Source organism: Methylobacterium indicum (assembly GCF_001043895.1).
Classification (GTDB): Bacteria; Pseudomonadota; Alphaproteobacteria; order Rhizobiales; family Beijerinckiaceae; genus Methylobacterium; species Methylobacterium indicum.
This window is the reverse complement of sequence record NZ_JTHF01000111.1, coordinates 30,675-49,732: the sequence shown is the minus strand read 5'-3', so window position 1 is coordinate 49,732 and position 19,058 is coordinate 30,675. Positions and strand designations below refer to the sequence as shown.

General features: G+C 71.5%; 17 protein-coding genes. 3 read left to right on the top strand and 14 right to left on the bottom strand.

Annotated elements, in window-relative coordinates; all coding sequences use genetic code 11:
- Window positions 1–200 precede the first annotated feature (200 nt).
- The 5 genes from kce to QR78_RS13570 all read right to left on the bottom strand — a co-directional run bounded on the left by kce (window position 201) and on the right by QR78_RS13570 (window position 7,045).
- Window positions 201–1,130 carry a 3,5-dioxohexanoate:acetyl-CoA acetone transferase gene (gene kce, locus QR78_RS13590; protein ID WP_048428057.1) on the bottom strand — a complete coding sequence of 310 codons (930 nt, stop codon included), beginning with the start codon at window positions 1,128–1,130 and terminating at the stop codon, window positions 201–203.
- Between the two features lie 11 nt (window positions 1,131–1,141).
- Window positions 1,142–2,068, bottom strand: coding sequence for a 3-hydroxyacyl-CoA dehydrogenase (locus QR78_RS13585; protein WP_048428056.1), 927 nt, complete (start codon window positions 2,066–2,068; stop codon window positions 1,142–1,144).
- A 40-nt stretch (window positions 2,069–2,108) separates the two neighbouring features.
- Entirely contained in the window at window positions 2,109–4,634 is a 2,526-nt protein-coding gene (locus QR78_RS13580) for a branched-chain amino acid ABC transporter ATP-binding protein/permease (protein ID WP_048428103.1), read from the bottom strand.
- 5 nt (window positions 4,635–4,639) lie between these two features.
- Window positions 4,640–5,518: a branched-chain amino acid ABC transporter permease gene (locus QR78_RS13575; RefSeq protein WP_048428055.1), complete on the bottom strand. Its 879-nt coding sequence runs from the start codon at window positions 5,516–5,518 to the stop codon at window positions 4,640–4,642.
- 261 nt (window positions 5,519–5,779) lie between these two features.
- Window positions 5,780–7,045: an ABC transporter substrate-binding protein gene (locus QR78_RS13570; RefSeq protein ID WP_048428054.1), complete on the bottom strand. Its 1,266-nt coding sequence runs from the start codon at window positions 7,043–7,045 to the stop codon at window positions 5,780–5,782.
- Window positions 7,046–7,222: 177 nt separating this feature from the next.
- Here QR78_RS13570 and QR78_RS13565 point away from each other — a divergent pair, with 177 nt between their 5' ends.
- The gene (locus QR78_RS13565; protein ID WP_048428102.1) at window positions 7,223–7,927 is read left to right on the top strand and encodes a GntR family transcriptional regulator; all 705 of its coding nucleotides are present in this window, start codon (window positions 7,223–7,225) and stop codon (window positions 7,925–7,927) included.
- Window positions 7,928–7,955: 28 nt separating this feature from the next.
- Window positions 7,956–8,723, top strand: a complete 768-nt coding sequence (locus QR78_RS13560) for an SDR family oxidoreductase (RefSeq protein WP_048428053.1) — start codon at window positions 7,956–7,958, stop codon at window positions 8,721–8,723.
- Between the two features lie 130 nt (window positions 8,724–8,853).
- Here QR78_RS13560 and QR78_RS34940 read toward each other — a convergent pair whose 3' ends face one another.
- The 4 genes from QR78_RS34940 to purD all read right to left on the bottom strand — a co-directional run bounded on the left by QR78_RS34940 (window position 8,854) and on the right by purD (window position 12,747).
- A complete protein-coding gene (locus tag QR78_RS34940) occupies window positions 8,854–9,021 on the bottom strand; it encodes a hypothetical protein (RefSeq protein WP_158004041.1) in 168 nt (55 codons plus the stop codon).
- Between the two features lie 85 nt (window positions 9,022–9,106).
- The gene (rarD, locus tag QR78_RS13555) at window positions 9,107–9,982 is read right to left on the bottom strand and encodes an EamA family transporter RarD (RefSeq protein ID WP_048428052.1); all 876 of its coding nucleotides are present in this window, start codon (window positions 9,980–9,982) and stop codon (window positions 9,107–9,109) included.
- A 493-nt stretch (window positions 9,983–10,475) separates the two neighbouring features.
- Window positions 10,476–11,384, bottom strand: a complete 909-nt coding sequence (locus QR78_RS13550; protein WP_048428051.1) for an alpha/beta fold hydrolase — start codon at window positions 11,382–11,384, stop codon at window positions 10,476–10,478.
- Window positions 11,385–11,457: 73 nt separating this feature from the next.
- Window positions 11,458–12,747, bottom strand: coding sequence for a phosphoribosylamine--glycine ligase (purD, locus tag QR78_RS13545; protein ID WP_048428050.1), 1,290 nt, complete (start codon window positions 12,745–12,747; stop codon window positions 11,458–11,460).
- 155 nt (window positions 12,748–12,902) lie between these two features.
- On the opposite strand from purD, the gene xseA reads away from it, so the two are divergent.
- Window positions 12,903–14,477, top strand: coding sequence for an exodeoxyribonuclease VII large subunit (gene xseA / locus QR78_RS13540; RefSeq protein ID WP_048428049.1), 1,575 nt, complete (start codon window positions 12,903–12,905; stop codon window positions 14,475–14,477).
- Between the two features lie 89 nt (window positions 14,478–14,566).
- On the opposite strand, the gene QR78_RS13535 is transcribed toward xseA, so the two are convergent.
- The 5 genes from QR78_RS13535 to QR78_RS13515 all read right to left on the bottom strand — a co-directional run bounded on the left by QR78_RS13535 (window position 14,567) and on the right by QR78_RS13515 (window position 18,970).
- Window positions 14,567–15,283, bottom strand: a complete 717-nt coding sequence (locus QR78_RS13535; RefSeq protein WP_048428048.1) for a DUF1013 domain-containing protein — start codon at window positions 15,281–15,283, stop codon at window positions 14,567–14,569.
- Between the two features lie 303 nt (window positions 15,284–15,586).
- Window positions 15,587–16,531, bottom strand: coding sequence for a ribose-phosphate pyrophosphokinase (locus QR78_RS13530; RefSeq protein ID WP_048428047.1), 945 nt, complete (start codon window positions 16,529–16,531; stop codon window positions 15,587–15,589).
- A 281-nt stretch (window positions 16,532–16,812) separates the two neighbouring features.
- The gene (locus tag QR78_RS13525; RefSeq protein ID WP_048428101.1) at window positions 16,813–17,061 is read right to left on the bottom strand and encodes a DUF4170 domain-containing protein; all 249 of its coding nucleotides are present in this window, start codon (window positions 17,059–17,061) and stop codon (window positions 16,813–16,815) included.
- A 266-nt stretch (window positions 17,062–17,327) separates the two neighbouring features.
- Window positions 17,328–18,410, bottom strand: coding sequence for an alkene reductase (locus QR78_RS13520; protein WP_048428046.1), 1,083 nt, complete (start codon window positions 18,408–18,410; stop codon window positions 17,328–17,330).
- Window positions 18,411–18,565: 155 nt separating this feature from the next.
- Window positions 18,566–18,970 carry a hypothetical protein gene (locus QR78_RS13515; RefSeq protein ID WP_048428045.1) on the bottom strand — a complete coding sequence of 135 codons (405 nt, stop codon included), beginning with the start codon at window positions 18,968–18,970 and terminating at the stop codon, window positions 18,566–18,568.
- Window positions 18,971–19,058: the final 88 nt, after the last annotated feature.

Below are 19,058 nucleotides of genomic sequence, written 5' to 3'. Positions count from 1 at the left end.
GGGTGACCGCGCCGCTCTCTCGGGGCGATCGAAAACGGTAGTCATGGCGTTGGGCTTCGGCCACCACCGCCCGGTCGGCGGCCGGGCAGGGGAACGCCCGGTCGACGAATCCTCCGCGCCATCACGCAGGTCGCACCACTCCGGCTATCGGTGCGGTGCTCCAGTAGCCGGAGGTGAGAATCAAAATGCGGGAGCGGTGGCTAGAAATTCACCCGATCCCCGCCCTTCAATCCAAGAATCTCCCGCGCATCGTCCGGCGTCGCGACGTCGAGCCCCAGGCCCTCGATGATCTGGCGCGCCTTCAAGACCTGCTGGGCGTTCGACTCGGCCATCCGACCCGGCCCGATCCACAGCGAATCCTCCAGCCCCACCCGGACGTTGCCGCCGAGCGCGATCGCCTGGGCGGCGATGGTCATCTGGTTGCGGCCCGCCCCCAGCACCGACCAGCGGTAATCGGCGCCGAACAGCCGGTCGGCGGTGCGCTTCATGTGCTGGACGTCCTCCGGGTGCTGGCCGATGCCGCCGAGGATGCCGAACACGCTCTGGACGAAGAAGGGCGGCTTGATCACGCCGCGATCGGCGAAGTGGGACAGCGTGTAGAGATGGCCGATATCGTAGCACTCGACCTCGAACCGGGTGCCGTTCTCGGCGCAGGTGGTCAGGATGTGCTCGATGTCGGCGAAGGTGTTCTTGAAGATCCGGTCGCGCGAGCCCTCCAGGTAGGGCTGCTCCCAGTCGTGCTGGAAGGTCTTGAAACGCTCCAGCATCGGGTAGAGGCCGAAATTCATCGACCCCATGTTGAGCGAGGCGACCTCCGGCTTGAAATGGGCTGCGGGCCCGAGGCGCTCGTCGATGCCCATCGTCGGCGCGCCGCCGGTGGTGAGATTCACCACGCAGTTCGAGCGCTGCTTGATGACCTTCAGGAACGGCTCGAAGGCCTCCGGCGACTGGTCGGGCTTGCCGGTCTTCGGATCGCGGGCGTGCAGGTGGACGATCGCCGCGCCGGCTTCCGCCGCGCCGATCGCGGCCTCGGCGATCTCGTCGGGAGTCACCGGCAGGTGCGGCGACATCGAGGGGGTGTGGATCGCGCCGGTGACGGCGCAGGTGATGACGACTTTCCGTTTGGCCATGGGAATTCCTCCTAGGATTGGGCGCGCTTGTGCGCCATGAGCGCCGCGAGGCGCGCGTCGCGGCGGCGGCTGCGCTCCGCCGGTGAAGCGGGATCGGGGCCGCCGCCCCAGGCGGCATTGATGCGGGCGGCGCTCTCGGGCGACCACACCGAGGCGGGGGCCGGATCGGCGGCGAGCCGGCCGTAGAAGCCGCCATAGCGCGCGGCGTAATCGGCGACGCCGCCCGGCGCGTTGAGATCGATGGTGGCGAAGGGGCCGAGGAAGGACCAGCGCAGGCCCAACCCCTCGGCCACCGTCCGGTCGAGGTCGGCGGGGCTCACCACGCCCTCGGCGACGAGGCGGAAGGCCTCCGAGAGCAGGGCGCCCTGGAGGCGGTTGAGCACGAAGCCCTCGACCTCCCGGTTCACCGTCACCGGCGCCTGGCCGGCGGCCTCGTAGAGGGCGCGGGCGCGCTCGATCACGGCCGGATCGGTCCAGGGCGCGCCGCAGAGTTCCACCACCGGCACGAGATGGGGCGGGTTGACCGGGTGGCCGACGAGGCAGCGGGCCCGCCCCGCCAGCCCCTCGGTGAACAGCGAGGCGACGATGGCCGAGGTCGACGAGGCGAGGATCGTGTCGGGCCCGCACAGCGCGTCGAGCTCGGCAAAGAGCGCGCGCTTGGCCTCCACCGTCTCGGGGCCGTTCTCCTGCACGAGGTCGACCCCTTCCACCGCCTCGGCGAGGGTCGGGCAGGTCCGGATCCGGGCGAGGATCGCCGGGATGTCCGCCACGAGGCCGTGGATCTCGAGCTGGCGCAGGGCCTCCGCGATATGCCCCGGCGCGGCGTCGAGCGCCGCGTGGTGAATGTCGGTCAGGCGGACGGTGAAGCCGGACCGGGCGAAGACCACGGCCCAGGACCGGCCGATCAGCCCGGCCCCGACGATTGCGACGGTCGGCATTGTTGGCGACTCTCCCTCGGGGCGGATCATAGACAAGAACTCACAGCCACAGCACCTGACGGCGAAGGCTAAGATCGTCGCGCAGGGCCTGCGAGGGCCCGGCATGCATCACGCGCCCCCGCTCCAGGGCCACGGTGCGGTCGGAGAGGGCGAGCGCGAGGTCGAGGTTGTGGTCGACGATGACGATCGCGACCTCGCGGCGTAAGGCATCGAAGGTCTCGAACAGGCTCTCGACCACCGCCGGGGCCAGCCCCTCGAACGGCTCGTCGAGGAGCAGCACCCGCACGTCGCCGGAGAGCGCGCGGGCCACCGCCACCATCTGCTGCTCGCCGCCCGACAGGTAGTCGGCGGGGGTGCGCCAGCGCTCGCGCAGGCGCGGGAAGTACGAGAGCACCCGCTCCTCGTCCCAGTGCACGCCGTTGCCGGTGCGGCGCTTGAGCCGGCCGAGTTCCAGGTTCTCGGCGACGCTCATCCCGGCGAAGAGCCCGCGGCCCTGCGGCACGTAGCCGATGCCGGCCCGGGCGATGGAGGCCGCCGAGCGGCCGTCGAGGATGTCGTCCCCGAGCCGGAGATGCCCGGCGGCGTGGGGGGCGAGCCCGGTGATGGTCTTGAGGCAGGTCGACTTGCCGGCGCCGTTGCGGCCGAGGAGCGCCACGATCTCGTGGGCATGCACGTCGAAGGTGACGCCCGAGAGGATGTGGCTCTTGCCGTAGAAGGTGTCGACACCCTGAAGCGACAGCAGCACCTGCGGCTCGGCGGCGCTCGGCCGGGCCCGCGCCGCCATCGCGGCGGTGCCGGAGCCGATATAGACCTCCTGCACGCGCGGCGAGGTGCGGGCATCCTCGACCGTGCCGTCGACCAGCACCGTGCCCTCGTTCATCACCGTCACGGCGTCGGCGATCTGGAAGACCCGGTCGATGTCGTGCTCGACCATCAGGACCGGGACCTCGGTCGAGACCCGCTTGATGATGTCGCCGATGCGGGTGCGCTCGGCTGCCGCGAGGCCGGCCAGCGGCTCGTCGAGGAGCAGCACCCGGGGCTTGGTGGCCAGAGCCACCCCCATGTCGAGGAGGCGCTGGCCGCCATAGGAGAGCGAGCCGGCCTCCGCCCGTTCGAGCCCGGCGAGGCCGAGCCAGCGCAGGATCTCGGCGGTCTCGGCCGCCGCCTCCCGGTCGGCCCGGGCGTCGCGCCACGGGTTGAACCGGCCGGGCCGCCGCCCCTGCACGGCGAGGCGGATGTTGTCCTCGACGGTGAGAGCCGGAAACAGGTTGGTGATCTGGAACGAGCGGCCGATGCCGGCCTCGCAGATCCGCTCCGGCGCAAAGCCGGCGATCGACCGGTCGGCGAGGGTCACGGTGCCGGAATCGGGCCGGTACATCCCGGAGATCAGGTTGAAGGCGGTGGTCTTGCCGGCACCGTTGGGGCCGATCAGGGCGTGCAGCGTCCGGTCGCGCACCGCGATCGTGACGCCGTCGACCGCCTTGAGGCCGCCGAAGCGCTTGGCGATGCCCCGCGCCGCCAGGATCACGCCGTCCACGACCCCGTCCGGCCGCAGGAAGGCCGGCAGGTTCTCCGGCAGCCCGGCCTTGCGGCCGGCCATGGCGGCATCCTCGGTGGCGGGCGGGCGCACCATGCGCCACACGCGCCGGCCGATGCCGACGAGCCCGTCGGGCGAGAACAGGATGAAGCCGACGAACAGGAGGCCGAACCAGAACAGCCAGTTGGCGGTCCAGATCGACAGCATCTCGCGAAACAGGATGAAGAACAGGGCGCCGATCGCCGGCCCGGCAAAGCCCCGCATGCCGCCGATCACCACCATGGCGAGCAATTCGCCCGAGAAGGCGGTGCCGAGCGGTTCGGCCGAGGCGAAGCGGTGGGTGAAGACGCTCAACGTGCCGGCGAGCCCCGTCACGGTGGCCGAGACCGTGAAGGCGGCGAGCTTGTAGCGCTTGGTCGGATAGCCGAGGAAGCGCGCCCGCTGCTCGTTCTCGCGGATCGCCTCGAGCACGGTGCCGAGCGTGGAGCGGCGGAAGCGCGCGAGCCCGTAGACCACCACGAACCCGACGAGGGCCACGAGTCCGTACCAGGTCCAGGCCTCGTCGAGGTCGAGCCCGAGGACACGCGTCCGCTCGACGCCGCCATAGCCGCTCTCGCCGCCGGTGAGCGCGGTCCAGCGGAACGCCACCGTGAAGGAGAGGGCGGAGAGCGCGAGCGTCAGCAGCGAGAAGTAGACGCCGCGCCGCCGCAGGATCAGCAGGCCGAGGAGCGCGGCGACGAGAGCCACCACGACGAGGGCGAACAGGACCGGCGGCAGCAGGGTGCCGGGGAAGAGCTGGCGCTGGCCGATCGCCGCCGCGTAGGCGCCGAGACCGAAGAAGGCGCCGTGGCCGAAGGAGACGAGGCCGGTCTGCCCGACCAGGATGTTGAGGCCCAGGCAGGCCACCGCGAACACCACCACGTCGGTGGCCGAGGTGAGGGTGAGGCCCAGCGCCGACAGGCCGAGCGGCAGGGCCACGAGGGCGAGCGCCATCAGCGGCAGGGTCAGTCTCTCGCTGCGATCGGTCATGGTCGTCACTCGAACCGCAGGATGCGCTCGCCGAGCAGGCCGCGGGGCCGCACGAGCAGGATGACCGCCATCAGGGCGTAGATCGCGGCCTCGGCGAAACCGGGATAGACCAGCACCATCAGGCCGCGGACGATGCCGACGATGAGGGCGGCGAGCACCACGCCCCAGAACGAGCCGAGCCCGCCGATCACCACCACCACGAAGGCGCCGGTGAGCACCTCGGCGCCCATCGCCGGATGCACGCCGGAGATCGGCGCCAGCATCACCCCGGCCAGCGCCGCGAGGCCGACGCTCAGGCCCACCACGGTCGCCATGTAGGGTTTCAGCGAGATGCCGAGCGCCGCCACCATGTCGGGGTTCTGGACGCCCGCCCGGACCACCCGCCCGAAGGTGGTGCGCTGGAGCAGGACCCACACGCCCGCCACCGCCACGACCACCGCCGCCAGGATGGTGAGCCGGTAGCGCGACAGCACGAAGTCGCCGAGGAAGACCTGGCCGCGCAGGGCCTGCGGGATCGCATAGGGCAGGGGCGGCGCCCCGAAGATCATCCGCAAGGCCTGCTCGGCCACCATGGCGAGGCCGAAGGTGAGGAGCAGCGAGAGGATCGGGTCGGAGCGGTAGAAGCGCCGGAAGAGGAACCGCTCGACCAGGAGGCCGATCACCGCGACGAGGACGGGCGCGACGACGAGGGAGCCGCCGAAGCCGAGTGCGGGCGAGAGCAGGATCGTCAGGTAGGCGCCGATCGCGTAGAACGCGCCGTGGGCCAGATTGACGATGCCGCCCAAGCTGAAGATCAGCGACAGGCCGAGCGCGATCAGCAGGTAGATCGCGCCCAGGAACAGGCCGTTCACGACCTGCTCGACGGCGAGGGTGAGGAGGAGCACGGGGTTAGTTCCGATTCAAAAGGACTCGCGTCATTTTCAGATCGCCACCCGCTTCAACGGAGATCGCGGGATCCCCTCTCCCGTGTGGGAGAGGGGTAGGGGTGAGGGTGACACGCTTCCGAATGAGACGTTGGGCGTTGAGCTGCCAGCACGGCAGTTCGAGCCCGACTCAGTCCCGTAGCACCCTCACCCCCAGCCCCTCTCCCACACGGGAGAGGGGAGGTGCGTCTTACCTTGCCAGCCTCGGTGCAACGGCAGAGGTCACCCCTCCATCTTGCACGCCGCCTCCTCCGCCGTCGGGGCCAGCACTTCCATGTCCTCGTTCGGGCCCGGGATCGCCGGGGTCGAGGTGAAGAGGTCCCACTTGTCCTTCACCTTGTCGGCGGGGAGCGCGGTGATCGCGTACATCTCGCTGATGAACTGGTGGTCGCGGGCACGGAAATAGCCGGGGCGGGGCTTCTGCACGTCGAACGTCGCGCCGCCCTCCAGATACGAGACCAGCTTAGGGCCCTCGGTGGAGCGGGTATCGGCCATCGCCTTGGCGACGATCTTGACCGCGTTGTAGTCGCCCCAGGCCTGGTTCTCCGGCGGCTTGCCGTATTTCTTGGTGAAGGCGGCGACGAAGGCCTTGGACGACGGCGTATCGATCTTGTGGTGCCACAGGCACGGCCAGGTGCCGGCGAAGTTGCCGGGGCCGGCGCCCCAGGCCAAAGCCGTGTCGAAGCCGAAGCCGGCGACCGGGAACGGCAGGCCGTACTCGGCGTATTGCTTGAGGAAATTGGTGATCTGGTTGCCGGCGAGGTTCGAGATCACGAGGTCGGGCTTCGCCTGCCGGATCTTGATCATGTAGGCGGAAAAATCGGTGGCGTCGGTCGGCACCAGTTCGTCGGCCGCGAAGGTGCCGCCGTTCCCCTGCATGAACCCCTTGGCGACCCGCAGGAGGTCGTGGCCGAAGGCGTAATCGGCGGTGAGCGAGTACCAGCGCTTGCCCTTGACGAGGCCCTGCTCGGTCAAGGAGCGGCCGACCGCCTTGACGTACATCGAGTTCGCACCCTCGACGTGGAACATGTAGCGCTTGCAATCCTGGCCGCGCAGGGCGTCCGAGTTGGCGCCGGTATTGAGGAAGATCGTCTTGCCCCGCTGCGCGACCTGGCCGATGGCGAGGGCCGAGGCCGACGAGATCTCGCCGACGATCGCCGCGACCTTGTCGCGCTCGATGTAGCGCTCGGCCTTGCTCGACGCGGTCTGGGGGTTGACCGAGTCTTCGGTCAGCAGCTCGACCTTGCGGCCGTCGATGCCGCCGGCGGCGTTGATCTCCTCGACGGCGAGCTGTGCCGCCATCACGGCGTATTCGCCGAGCGGCCCGAGGAAGCCGGTGCGCGGCGTGAGGTGGCCGATGCGGATCGGCTGCGCGCCTTGCGCCCGCACGAGGCCCGGCATCGCGAGCGTGGCGCCGACCGCGAGACCGCCCTGCACGAGGCGGCGGCGCGTGATCGCGTGGCGCGTGGGGGTGAAGCCCTGCGTCATGGTGCGTATCCTGCCCGAGATCGATCACGGTCGTTTGGGTTGCCGTGATCTGTGATCACACTTAGGCTGGCATCAAACGGCGCGCCTGTCGAGACGGTCTTGAAGCCGCCGGAGCGCCGGAGGGAAACGCAGGGAGGAGGTCCGCGCTTGCAGAGGCGGGACTTGCATGGCGCTGCCGTGGAGGCGCGCGCTCGGCCCGACCCGGAGGCTCTCCCGCCTCCCGGGCGGATCACACTGGGCACCCAGGTCTACGACGCGCTGCGCGATCTCCTGATCGCCGGCGAGCTGGCACCCGGCGAGCGGCTGTCCCTGCGCACGGTGGCGGAGCGGCTCGGCACCTCGATGATGCCGGCCCGCGAGGCGGTGTCGCGCCTCGTCGCCGACGAGGCCCTGGAGGTGCTGCCGAACCGCGCGGTGCGGGTGCCGGTGATCACGCTCAAAAAATTCCGGGAGCTGACCCGGGTGCGGATCGCCGTCGAAGGATTCGCGGCGGCGGAGGCCGCCCAGGCCTGCGGACCGGGCGACCTCGCGGCGATCCGGGCCCACGACGCGGCGTTCCGCAGCGAGGTCCGGGCCGACGCGCCCGATCTGGAGCGGGCGATGCGGGCGAACCGCGACCTGCACTTCGCGGTCTATGCCGCCGCCGGCCTGCCCTCGCTCGTCGCGATCATCGAGGGGCTATGGCTGCGCATCGGCCCGGTGCTCAACCTCGACATGCGCTCCTCGCCCCGCCGCCTCGCCGAGGGCGGGGCCGAGGCGCACCACGCGCGCCTCGTGGCAGCCCTCGCGACGGGAGACCCCGAGGGCGCCCGCGCCGCGCTCGCCGCCGACATCGCCGGCAGCGCCGCCTTCATCGAAGCGACCGGTCGCCTGGCCTCCTGAGCCCGGCGCCCCACAACGGAGGATCATCATGGAGATGGGACTGGGCGGCCTGAAGGTGCTGGTCACCGCGGGGGCCGGCGGCATCGGGCTCGAGGTGGCGCAGGCCTTCCGGGAGGAGGGCGCGCAGGTCCATGTCTGCGACGTCGACCGCGATGCGCTCGCAGCCCTGCCGACGGGGATCACCGGCACCCATGCCGACGTCGCCTCGCGCGAGGACATCGCCCGTCTGTTCGCGGAAGCCGACGCGGCGCTCGGCGGCCTCGATTGCCTCGTCAACAATGCCGGCATCGCCGGGCCGACGGGCCGTGTCGAGGAGATCAACCCGGAGGACTGGGACCGCACCCTCGACATCTGCATCACCGGGCAGTTCAATTGCGTGCGCCTCGCGGTGCCGCAGCTGCGCCGGAGCGCCAACCCGTCGATCGTCAACCTGTCCTCGGCGGCGGGCCGCTTCGGCTTCCCGCTGCGCACGCCCTACGCGGCGGCGAAATGGGCGGTGATCGGCTTCACCAAGTCGCTGTCGCGGGAGCTCGGGCCCGACGGCATCCGGGTCAACGCGGTGCTCCCCGGCATCGTCGCCGGCGACCGCCAGCGCCGGGTGCTGGAGGCCAAGGCGCAGCAGCGCGGGATCAGCTTCTCCGAGATGGAGAGCGCGGCCTTCGCGGCGGCCTCGATCAAGGATTACGTCACGGCCCGCCAGCTCGCCGACCAGATCCTGTTCCTCGCCTCGGCGCGCGGCAAGACCATCTCGGGCCAGGCGCTGGCGGTGGATGGCGACCTGCAGATGCTCACGTAGAGCGGTCGCCTCGAGCCTTGAAATCGGAGATCTGGAGCAGCGCCCGGTTGCACCGCGATCGGGCGCTGCTCTCGTGCGCCGGATTGTTCGGTCTCCGGCCTGCATCGGGTCCCGCCGCGGCGGCTGCCGGTCACGGCCACCAGCGGGCGAGGAAGCCGCCCACCACCACGGCGAACATCGCCCAGGGCCCGACCACCAGCCAGACCGGATGGGGCCCCGTCCCGTCCCTCGTCTTCGCGTGGTCCAGGTTCGCGTCACCCAGGTGCACGTCGCCCACATTCACATCGCCCAGGATCATCGCGGCCCCCGCCGATTCGTCGCGTGAGGCGACAAAGCCCGGCGATTATGGTTGGACGGGGGAAGCTTGACCGGTGGGGCTTGCGTCAGGCTGGCCTGTTCTCGGGAGCCGGCGCGACCACGCGGCGCGGACGCGCCGCGTCGAGGGCGTAGAGCGCCAGTCCCGCCCAGATCAGCCCGAAGACCAGCACCCGGGAGAGCGGCAGGGACTCGCCGTAGACCAGCACGCTCAGGCCCAGCAGGCAGGACGGCGAGAGGTATTGCAGCAGGCCGATGGTCGAGAGCTTGAGACGCGAGGCGGCGGCCGCGAACCACATCAGCGGGACGGCTGTGGTGACGCCGGTGAGCATCAGGAGCAGCCATTGCCCGGTCCCGAGCCCGGGGGGCGTCGGGGTGAGGGCGAGGTAGGCGAGCGCCAGCGGCAGGAGCGCGAAGGTCTCGGCGCCGAGCCCGAGGATCGGGTCGATCGGCACCAGCTTGCGGATCAGGGCATAGACCGCGAAGCTGACCGCGAGCGCGAGCGCGATCCAGGGCAGCGCGCCCGCCGCCACCACCGCCGCGACGACGCCGATGGCCGCGAGCGCCACCGCGGCGAGCTGGAGCGGACGCAGGGATTCGCGCAGGACCAGGGCGCCGAGCGCGACGTTGACGAGGGGGTTGATGAAGTAGCCCAGGCTCGCGTCGAGCATCCGGCCGTTCTGCACCGCCCACAGGTACAATGACCAGTTGCCCGCGACGATCAGGGCGGAGAGCAGCAGGAAGAGGTGGCGGCGCTGGAAGCCGATCACCGGCCCCCGCCGCATCAGCCGCAGACCGACGAGCAGCAGGGTCACGAACACGCTCGACCAGAGAATGCGGTGGGCGAGGATGCCCCAGGCCGGCACCCCGTCGAGCAGGCGGAAGTGAACCGGGACGACGAGGCCCCAGCTCAGGAAGGCGCCGAGCGCGTAGATCAGACCCACGGATGTTTCCCCCGGGCGAACGCGATCATCCGCCCGCCCGGGTTGTGCCGCAGGGGCCGCGCGCCCGCTACGGTCCCGGGCGGGGAGCGGTCATCCGCCCTGCGCGGGTCTGCCGGGTCGGGCGAGACCGGATACGGGATGAGAGCGGCGCGGGTTCTCGCCTCCTCCCGGTGGCAAAGGGCTGTCGGGGGAAAAGCCCTTCAAGAATCAAGCGCGGGATCCCCTCTCCCGTGTGGGAGAGGGGTAGGGGCGATCGAAGATCGCGCGAGGGTGATACGGTTCTTATCCAAGCACTGAACGTCGTGCTGACAGCGGGACGGTCAGAGCCTGACTCGGAAGCGTGTCACCCTCACGCGGGATCTTCGATCCCCCGGCCCCTCTCCCACACGGGAGAGGGGAGCCGCTCTATTTTCTTCCCGGACAGCCCTACCGCCGACCGCCCGCGGGGAGAGGAAAAACCCGCGCGTCCTCCCATACCGTGTCGCCTCGCAGATCACGCGCCGAAGAACTGCTCCAGGATCGGCAGCATTGCCTCCGGATTCTCCTCGGCGACGAAATGGCCCGAGGGGACGATCTCGAAGGTCGTGTCCTCCGGCGCGAAGGTGCCGGTCCAGGCCTGGCGCACCGGGTCGAGGCCGTTCCTGCCGACGAAACGGTCGGCGACCAGGACCAGGAGAGGACCGGCGAGGCGTCGTCCTTCGGCGAGATCGGCCTCGTCGGCGGCCCGGTCGGGTCCGGCCCCGGCGCGATAATCCTCGCAGCTGGCGTGGATGCGCTCGGGCACGTTCCAGCTCTGGCGGTAGAGGTCGAGGGCGCCGGGCGAGAAGGCGTCGAGGGTGCCGGAGCCTGTCCAGAGGCGCAGCAGGTCCTCGTAGTAGGGGATCGGCGCCTTGCCGATCTCCGTCTCGGGGATGGGCGCGGGTTGCGCCAGGAAGCGCCAATGCGGGTAGGCGTCGGGCTCCCGCTCCATCGTCCGCCATTGCGAGACCGTCGGCACGATGTCGAGGAGGGCGAGGCGGTCGATGCGGCCCGGCTCGTCGAGGGCGAGGCGGTAGCCGACCCGGGCGCCGCGGTCGTGGCCGACGAGCCCGAAGCGGACATGGCCCAGCCGCTCCATCACCGCCACCACCTCGCGGCCCATCTGGCGCTTGGAATAGTCCTGGTGGGCGGGATCGCCCTTCGGCGCCGCCGACCAGCCGTAGCCCTTGAGGTCGAGGCAGATCACCCGGTGGGTGCGGGCGAGCGCCGGGGCGATCCGGTGCCAGCAGGCATGGGTCTGGGGAAAGCCGTGCAGCAGCACGAGCGGCGGCGCGCCCTCGGCGCCGCCGGCCCGGGCGAAGAAGCGCCCGTCGGGCAGGTCGATCCAGTGCGAGGTGAAGCCGGGAAACAGGTCGGCGGGCATCGGGCGCTCCCCAAGGGTCGTCGGGCCCGCGCCGGGACACGGGCCCTCGTCGGGGCTAACGCACGAGGAAGGCTCAGGTCTCGCGGGCCACCGCGCGCCAGCCGATGTCGCGGCGGCAAAACCCCTCCGGCCAGTCGATCCTGTCGAGGGCCGCGTAGGCCCGGCTCTGCGCCTCCCGCACGTCGCGGCCCAGCGCCGTCACCGCCAGCACCCGGCCGCCATCGGCGACGAGCCGCGCGCCGTCGCGCTTCGTGCCGGCCTGGAACACCAGGGCGCCGGCCGCCTCGGCCTCGGCGAGCCCGCGGATCTCCGAACCCTTGGCGACGGTGCCGGGATAGCCGGGGGCGGCCATGATGACGGTCAGCGCCACCTCGTCGCGCCACTCCGGCACGACGCCCGAGAGGTCGCCCTCGGCGGCCGCGAGCAGCAGCGGCACCAGATCGGAGGCGAGGCGCGGCATCAGCACCTCGCATTCGGGATCGCCGAAGCGGGTGTTGTACTCGATCAGCATCGGGCCCTCGTCCGTCAGCATCAGGCCGGCGTAGAGGATGCCCGAGAACGGCGTACCCCGCGCCCGCATGCCGTCGAGGGTCGGGCGGATGATCCGCGCCATCACCTCGGCTTCGAGCTCCGGCGTCAGGACGGGGGCGGGCGAGTAGGCGCCCATGCCGCCGGTATTCGGGCCGAGGTCGCCGTCGTGGACGCGCTTGTGGTCCTGCGCGGTGCCGAGCGGCACGGCGCGGGTGCCGTCGCACAGCGCGAACAGGCTCGCCTCCTCGCCGACCATGCACGCCTCGATCACCACCTCGGCTCCGGCGGCGCCCATCCCGCCGCCGAGCATGTTTTCGACCGCGGCCTCCGCTTGTTCCAGCGTCTCGGCCACCACCACGCCCTTGCCGGCGGCAAGACCATCCGCCTTGACGACGACCGGGATGCGGCCGGCACGGAGATGAGCGAGCGCCGGCTCGACCTCCCGGAAGCGCGCGAAGGCGGCGGTCGGGATCGCGAAGTCCCGGCAGAGTTCCTTGGTGAAGGCCTTCGAGCCTTCGAGCTGGGCCGCGGCCGCGTTCGGGCCGAAGGCCCGGATCCCGGCCCCCGAGAGCGCGTCGACGAGGCCCGCCACCAGGGGCGCCTCGGGGCCGACGACGACGAAATCGACGCCCTCCTGACGGCAGGCCGCGATCACCGCGGCGTGGTCGGTGACGTCGAGGGACAGGTTGGTGCCGTGGGCGGCCGTGCCGGGATTGCCGGGGGCGATGAGCAGGCGCCGGCAGAGCGGGCTCTGGGCGAGCTTCCAGGCGAGCGCGTGCTCGCGCCCGCCGGAGCCGATCAGCATGAGGGTGAGGGGGTGCTGGTCGCGCATCGCCGGTCCCGGAACGGAAGGTCAGTCTTAGCACGAGACGTTTAGGGGTGCGGGCGCGGCGCGGCAACCGGGACTGATGCGCGGGGGACACTGGACGGCCGCAAGCGGCGGGGCGGCCTTCCGCGACTCGGGCCAAGCCGCTAGCGTCCCGCCCGATGTCCGCCTCCGCCTTCTCCGCCCCGATCGCCAACGTGCCCGAATGGTCGGTCACCGAACTGGCGACCGCCCTCAAGCGCACCCTCGAGGATGCGTTCGGGCATGTGCGCCTCAAGGGCGAGATCTCGGGCTATCGCGGCCCGCACGGCTCCGGCCACGCCTATTTCAGCCTCAAGGACGGCGGCGCCAAGATCGATGCCGTGATCTGGAAGGGCACGATGCTGCGGCTGCGTCACAAGCCCAAGGAGGGCCTGGAGGTCGTGGTCACCGGGCGGATCACGACCTATCCGGGCAAGTCCGCCTACCAGATCGTGGTCGATTCGCTGGAGCCCGCCGGGGCCGGGGCCTGGATGGCGCTCCTGGAGGAGCGCCGCCGGCTGCTGGCCGCCGAAGGGCTGTTCGACGCCGCCCGCAAGCGGCCGGTGCCGTACCTGCCCACGGTCGTCGGCGTCGTCACCTCGCCGACCGGCGCGGTGATCCGCGACATCCTGCATCGGCTGGCCGACCGGTTCCCGCGCCCCGTCCTGGTCTGGCCGGTGCGGGTGCAGGGAGAGGGCGCCGCGGAGGAGATCGCGGCGGCGATCCACGGCTTCAACGCGCTCGAACCCGGCGGCGCGATCCCGCGGCCGGACGTCCTGATCGTCGCCCGCGGCGGCGGCTCGATCGAGGACCTGTGGTGCTTCAACGAGGAGATCGTGGTGCGGGCCGCCGCCGCCAGCACGATCCCGCTGATCTCCGCCGTCGGGCACGAGACCGACGTCACGCTGATCGACCACGCCGCCGACCGGCGCGCCCCGACCCCGACCGGGGCCGCCGAGATGGCGGTGCCGGTGCTGCACGACCTGCTCGCCGATCTCGATTCCCTGAGCCGGCGCCATGCCGGCGCCCTGTCGCGCCTCGTCGACCAGCGCCGGGGCGAGTTGCGCGGCCTCGCCCGGGCCCTGCCGGGCCCGGAGGCGCTGCTGGCCCAGAAGCGCCAGCGCCTCGACCTCGCGGAGGCCCGCCTGGCGCCCGCGCTCGCCGCCAATGCGCGCGACGCGCAAGGCCGCCTCAACCGGGCGCTCCAGGGGCTCGCCCGCAACCCGCCCTCCCTGCGGCTGGCGCGGGCCCGCGAGCGGCTGGCGGCGATCGATCACCGCCCGCGCCACGCCCTGGAGCGCGTGCTGGCGGTGCAGGGCGAGCGGCTGAACGGGCTGTCGCGCCGGCTCGACCGGGCGCCGGGGCAGGGGCTGGAGCGCCTCGCCGGGCGCCTGTCGCGGGCGACCGCCCTGTTTTCCAGCCTCAACTACCGCTCGGTGCTGGCCCGCGGCTACGCGCTGGTGCTCGGTCCCGCCGGCACGCCGGTCGGCTCGGCAAAAGCCGCGCGGGCGGCCGGCCGCCTCACGGTGGAGTTCGCCGACGGTCGGGTGGCGGCTGCGGTGGAGGGAGCGGCAGCTCCCGAGACGCCGCCGGAGACGCCGCCGTTGCCGGCGCGCCCGGCGCCGCGTCGGGCGGCCAAGCGCAAGGAGCCGGCGGCGGAGACGAAAAAGGCGCCCGTGGAGGGCGCCGTGCAGGGGTCGCTGTTCGAGAGCTGACCGGCGCCCCAAGGCTCATACCCGAACCCTCCCCCCTCTGCGGGGGAGGGGTCACGAGCGGGCACCTCGACAGGCTGCCGGTCCGCGGCTCAATACTCGTCGTCGTCCTCGTCCTGCTCGCCCTTGCGCATCGGCTTGAGGCGGGCGAAGACCGAATCGGCGTCGAGGCGTTCGTCGCCGCGGCCGGGGCGACGCTCGTCGTGATCCTCGGGCTCGGGCAGGACCGACAGCTCGGGCGGCATCAGGGTGGCGCCGCCCTCGGCGGGATCGACCAGCGGACGGTCCTTGGCGGAGCGCTGCACCTCGAAGTCGAGGTCGATCTGCGAGCACAGGCCGAGGGTCACCGGATCCATCGGCTGCAGCGAGCCGGAATTCCAGTGGGTGCGCTCGCGGATCTGCTGGATCGTCGACTTGGTGGTGCCGACGAGGCGCATCACCTGCGCGTCCTTCAGCTCCGGGTGGTTGCGCAGCAGCCACAGGATGGCGTTCGGCCGGTCCTGGCGCCGCGACAGCGGGGTGTAGCGCGGGCCCTTGGTGCGCTTCACCTCGGGCAGCTTCACCTTGGACACCGCCACCTTCATGCGGTGGTTCGGGTTGGTCTGCGCCCGCTCGATCTCCTCGCGGGTGAGCTGGCCGGTCGAGACCGGGTCGAGGCCCTTGATGCCGGCCGCCACCTCGCCGTCGGCGATGCCCTTCACCTCGAGGGGGTGGAGCTTGCAGAAATCGGCGATCTGATCGAAGGACAGCGACGTGTTCTCGACGAGCCAGACGGCCGTCGCCTTCGGCATCAACGGACCCTGGGACATACACACCTCCTCGGGGCGCTCCCGCCCGGCGGAAGCGCGGCGGCCGCTCCCTCGGGAGGCGGCGTTGCGACACGGGCCCCTCGGCGGCGACAGGGCGCCCGGGGCGGAGCCTTTCGGCCCCGCCGGCGTCCCGGGATGATCGGGACGGCCTGTCTCACGCTGTGAGGGAATCGTCCGATATATAGGCGCGTCGCCGGCCCGGTGCAAACCGGTTTCGCGGGGGACGTGCGGGCATTCGGACCGGCTTTCGGGTCCGGATCATCTTGCGCCCGCCGGACGAAGCCGGCGGGCGTCGCGGCGCGATCAGGCGAACAGGCTCGACACGCTCGACTCGTCGGCGGTGCGCCCGATCGCTTCGCCGAGGAGCGGCGCGATGGTGACGACCCGGATGTTGCGGGCGAGCTTGACCGCGGCGGTCGGCTGGATCGAGTCGGTGATCACCAGCTCCTTGAGCTTCGAGGAGGCGATGCGCGACACCGCGCCCCCCGAGAGCACGCCGTGGGTGATGTAGGCCGAGACGTCCTTGGCGCCCTTGGCGAGCAGCGCCTCGGCGGCATTCACGAGGGTGCCGCCGGAATCGACGATGTCGTCGACGAGGATGCAGGAGCGGCCCTCGACCTCGCCGATGATGTTCATCACCTCGGATTCGCCCGGCCGGTCGCGGCGCTTGTCGACGATGGCGAGCGGTGCGTCGATGCGCTTGGCGAGCGCGCGGGCCCGCACCACGCCGCCGACGTCGGGCGACACCACCATCATGTCGGCGGGGTCGAGCCGCTCCTTGATGTCGCGCACCATCACGGGCGCGGCGAACAGGTTGTCGGTCGGGATGTCGAAGAAGCCCTGGATCTGGCCGGCATGCAGGTCGAGGGTCATCACCCGGTCGGCGCCGGCCTCGGTGATGAGGTTGGCCACCAGCTTGGCCGAGATCGGGGTCCGGCCCGAGGTACGCCGGTCCTGGCGGGCATAGCCGAAATACGGAATCACCGCCGTGATGCGCCGCGCCGAGGAGCGCCGCGCCGCGTCGATCATGATGAGGAGTTCCATCAGGTGATCGTTCGCCGGGAACGAGGTCGACTGGACGATGTACACGTCCTCGCCACGCACGTTCTCCTGGAGCTCGACGAAGATCTCCATGTCGGCGAAGCGGCGCACGGAGCAGACCGCCAGCGGCTTCTCGAGATAGGCCGCGATCGCCTCGGCCAGCGGGCGGCTCGCATTGCCGGCGACGATCTTGATCGAGGATTTCATCGTGCTTCCATCGTGGCCCGCGCCGAGAGCCCCGGCGCTGCCGCACGGTGCCCTTGGGGAACCGCGCGCGCCGGGGCGAGGGGAGGGGATCGCATCGCGCGGCGCGCGATTGCGGGCCCCTCGCGCGGCGATGCTCTCATGTGTGACGGGCGAGGCTCTTACCAGCGCCGGGATATCGTCACAATGCTTTCATGTGCGCCGGAATGCGCAAGTCCCCGCGTTTCACAAGTCCCCGCGTTTCACATGCGCGGGGACGTCATGCCTGGCGGCGGAAATTCGCTTCAGGGCTGCAGAAGCTTGTGCAGATGCACGATGAAGTAGCGCGTCTGCGCGCTGTCGACCGTCTGCTGGGCCTTGGCCTTCCAGGCCATGGCGGCGCTGGCATAGTCGGGGAAGATGCCGACCACGTCGAGCTTCGAGAGGTCGCGGAAGGTGACGCTGTCGAGGTCGGTCAGCTCGCCCCCGAACACGAGGTGGAGGAGCTGCTTGGGCTCCTGGGAGCTGGCGGGAGTGTTGCCCGGGTTGCTCATGCGCATCGACTCCGCGTGCCGCGATGATGCCGCCCGTCCGATCCGGCGGACGGCGCCTGCCCGGTGGTGGGCAGGCGCCGAGCGGCGTCGCAAACGCGGGACCGCGCGTCAAGCCGGATCATGGTGCGGTGCACGCGGCCGGGCCTCGTGCGCGCCATGATCCGGGCAGGCCGCCGTCAGGCGGCGATCCAGGGCAAGCCGCCGTGTCAGGCGGCGATCGAAGGCACGCCGCCGTCAGGGCGGCGGCGAGCGTGGAGGGAAGGCCGTCAGGCGGCGTCGAGGGTCGGATAGTCGATGTAGCCCTCGGGGCCCTGGCTGTACCAGGTCTTGTAGTTGTCCTTGTTCAGGGGCGCGCCCTTGGCGATCCGCTCCGGCAGGTCCGGGTTGGCGATGAAGGTGCGGCCGAAGGCGATCGCGTCGGCACGGCCCTCGTCGAGGGCGGCCTGACCCTTCGGGCCGTCATAGTCGGAGTTCAGCACCAGCGGGCCCCGGAAGGCGGCCTTGATCGCGGGCGCCACGGCCGGGCGGGCGGCCTTGCCGAAGGTGCCGTTCGGGCCCGGCTCGCGCAGCTCCAGGAAGGCGACGCCGATATGCGAGAGCGCGGCGGCGGCGGCCGGGAACAGGGTCTCGGGATCGGGATCGTCGACACCCTGGATCGGCTCGTTCGGCGACAGGCGCACGCCGGTGCGGTCGGCCCCGACCGTATCGGCGACGGTGCGGGCGACCTCGGACAGCAGCCGGATGCGGTTCTCGACCGAGCCGCCGTAGCGGTCCTGGCGCAGGTTGGTGCCCGAACGCAGGAACTGGTCGATCAGGTAGCCGTTCGCGGCGTGGATCTGCACCCCGTCGAACCCGGCCTCGATCGCGTTGCGGGCGGCCTTGGCGTAGTCGGCGAGCAGCCGCGGGATCTCGTCCTCGCGCAGGGGCCGCGCCTCGGCATAGGGCTTCTTGCCCTCGTAGGTGTGGGCCTGGTCGGGCGCCGTGGTGGCGGAGGCCGAGACCGGCGCCTGCCCGCCGAGGAAGTCGGGATGGACCACCCGGCCCATGTGCCAGAGCTGGGCGACGATGCGCCCGCCGGCCTCGTGAACCGCGGCCACCACCGGCTTCCAGGCCTCGACCTGCTCAGGCGACCACAGGCCCGGGGCGAAGGGCCAGCCGGTGCCTTCCTGCGAGATGCCGGTGGCCTCGCTGATGATCAGGCCGGCGCCGGCGCGCTGACGGTAATACTTCGCCATGATCGGGGTCGGGACGTGGGTCCGCGAGGCGCGGCCGCGGGTCAGCGGCGCCATCAGGATGCGGTTCGGCGCCTGGATGGCACCGAGCTGGATCGGGTCGAACAGGGAAGGCACGGAAGGAAATCTCCGGATCGAGCCCGGCTTCAAGGGCCGGGCGATGCGGGTGGGATGTGGGTGGTGCAGCGCAGCAGACCAGGGGCGGACCCTGCGGCCGCGTCCCGCGATGTGCGCTGCCTCACCTCACGAGAGGGATGAAAGCAGGCCCCAGGTCACGACTTGTCCATCTGCTCCTTGGCGTCCGACACCGCCTTCATGCAACCGGCCTCGTCGCCCTTCTTGTCGAGCTCGCGGGCGCGGTTGAGGCTGGCGCGGGCCTCCATCACGCCGGTGCCGCCGCCGCTCGCCTTGGCGACCTCGGCGGTGGCCTGCGTCTCGGCCGAGCCCGGGGCGGGGCCCTTCGGGAGCGCGGAGGGGCTGGTGCCCTTCTCGGTCGCCGCCTCGGCCTGCGCCTCGCGGCGCGACGCCACCTCCTTGCCCCCGCTCGAGGCCGCGATGGTCTCGCGGCCCTTCGCGTCGAGGCGCGGCTCCAGGGAGGAGATCTCGGTGCCGCAGGCGCCGGCGAAGGCCGGACCGGCGAGACCGGCGATGAGGCCGGCGGCGAGGATGAGCTTCATGGCGTCTCTCCCTGTCGTTGAATCGCGCCCGTTCCCGAACCTTGGCGCGAAGGGCTCCGGTCCGCGAACACCGGCCCGGGCGCGGGGG

Coding starts and splice junctions, on each gene's coding strand:
- QR78_RS13525 (WP_048428101.1), bottom strand. CDS start 17,061: ATGAGCAACCCGGGCAACACTCCCGCCAGCTCCCAGGAGCCCAAGCAG.
- QR78_RS13530 (WP_048428047.1), bottom strand. CDS start 16,531: ATGAAATCCTCGATCAAGATCGTCGCCGGCAATGCGAGCCGCCCGCTG.
- QR78_RS13515 (WP_048428045.1), bottom strand. CDS start 18,970: ATGAAGCTCATCCTCGCCGCCGGCCTCATCGCCGGTCTCGCCGGTCCG.
- QR78_RS13535 (WP_048428048.1), bottom strand. CDS start 15,283: ATGTCCCAGGGTCCGTTGATGCCGAAGGCGACGGCCGTCTGGCTCGTC.
- QR78_RS34940 (WP_158004041.1), bottom strand. CDS start 9,021: ATGATCCTGGGCGATGTGAATGTGGGCGACGTGCACCTGGGTGACGCG.
- QR78_RS13580 (WP_048428103.1), bottom strand. CDS start 4,634: ATGACCGATCGCAGCGAGAGACTGACCCTGCCGCTGATGGCGCTCGCC.
- QR78_RS13550 (WP_048428051.1), bottom strand. CDS start 11,384: ATGCCCGCCGACCTGTTTCCCGGCTTCACCTCGCACTGGATCGACCTG.
- kce (WP_048428057.1), bottom strand. CDS start 1,130: ATGGCCAAACGGAAAGTCGTCATCACCTGCGCCGTCACCGGCGCGATC.
- xseA (WP_048428049.1), top strand. CDS start 12,903: ATGTCCGCCTCCGCCTTCTCCGCCCCGATCGCCAACGTGCCCGAATGG.
- QR78_RS13570 (WP_048428054.1), bottom strand. CDS start 7,045: ATGACGCAGGGCTTCACCCCCACGCGCCACGCGATCACGCGCCGCCGC.
- QR78_RS13560 (WP_048428053.1), top strand. CDS start 7,956: ATGGAGATGGGACTGGGCGGCCTGAAGGTGCTGGTCACCGCGGGGGCC.
- QR78_RS13585 (WP_048428056.1), bottom strand. CDS start 2,068: ATGCCGACCGTCGCAATCGTCGGGGCCGGGCTGATCGGCCGGTCCTGG.
- purD (WP_048428050.1), bottom strand. CDS start 12,747: ATGCGCGACCAGCACCCCCTCACCCTCATGCTGATCGGCTCCGGCGGG.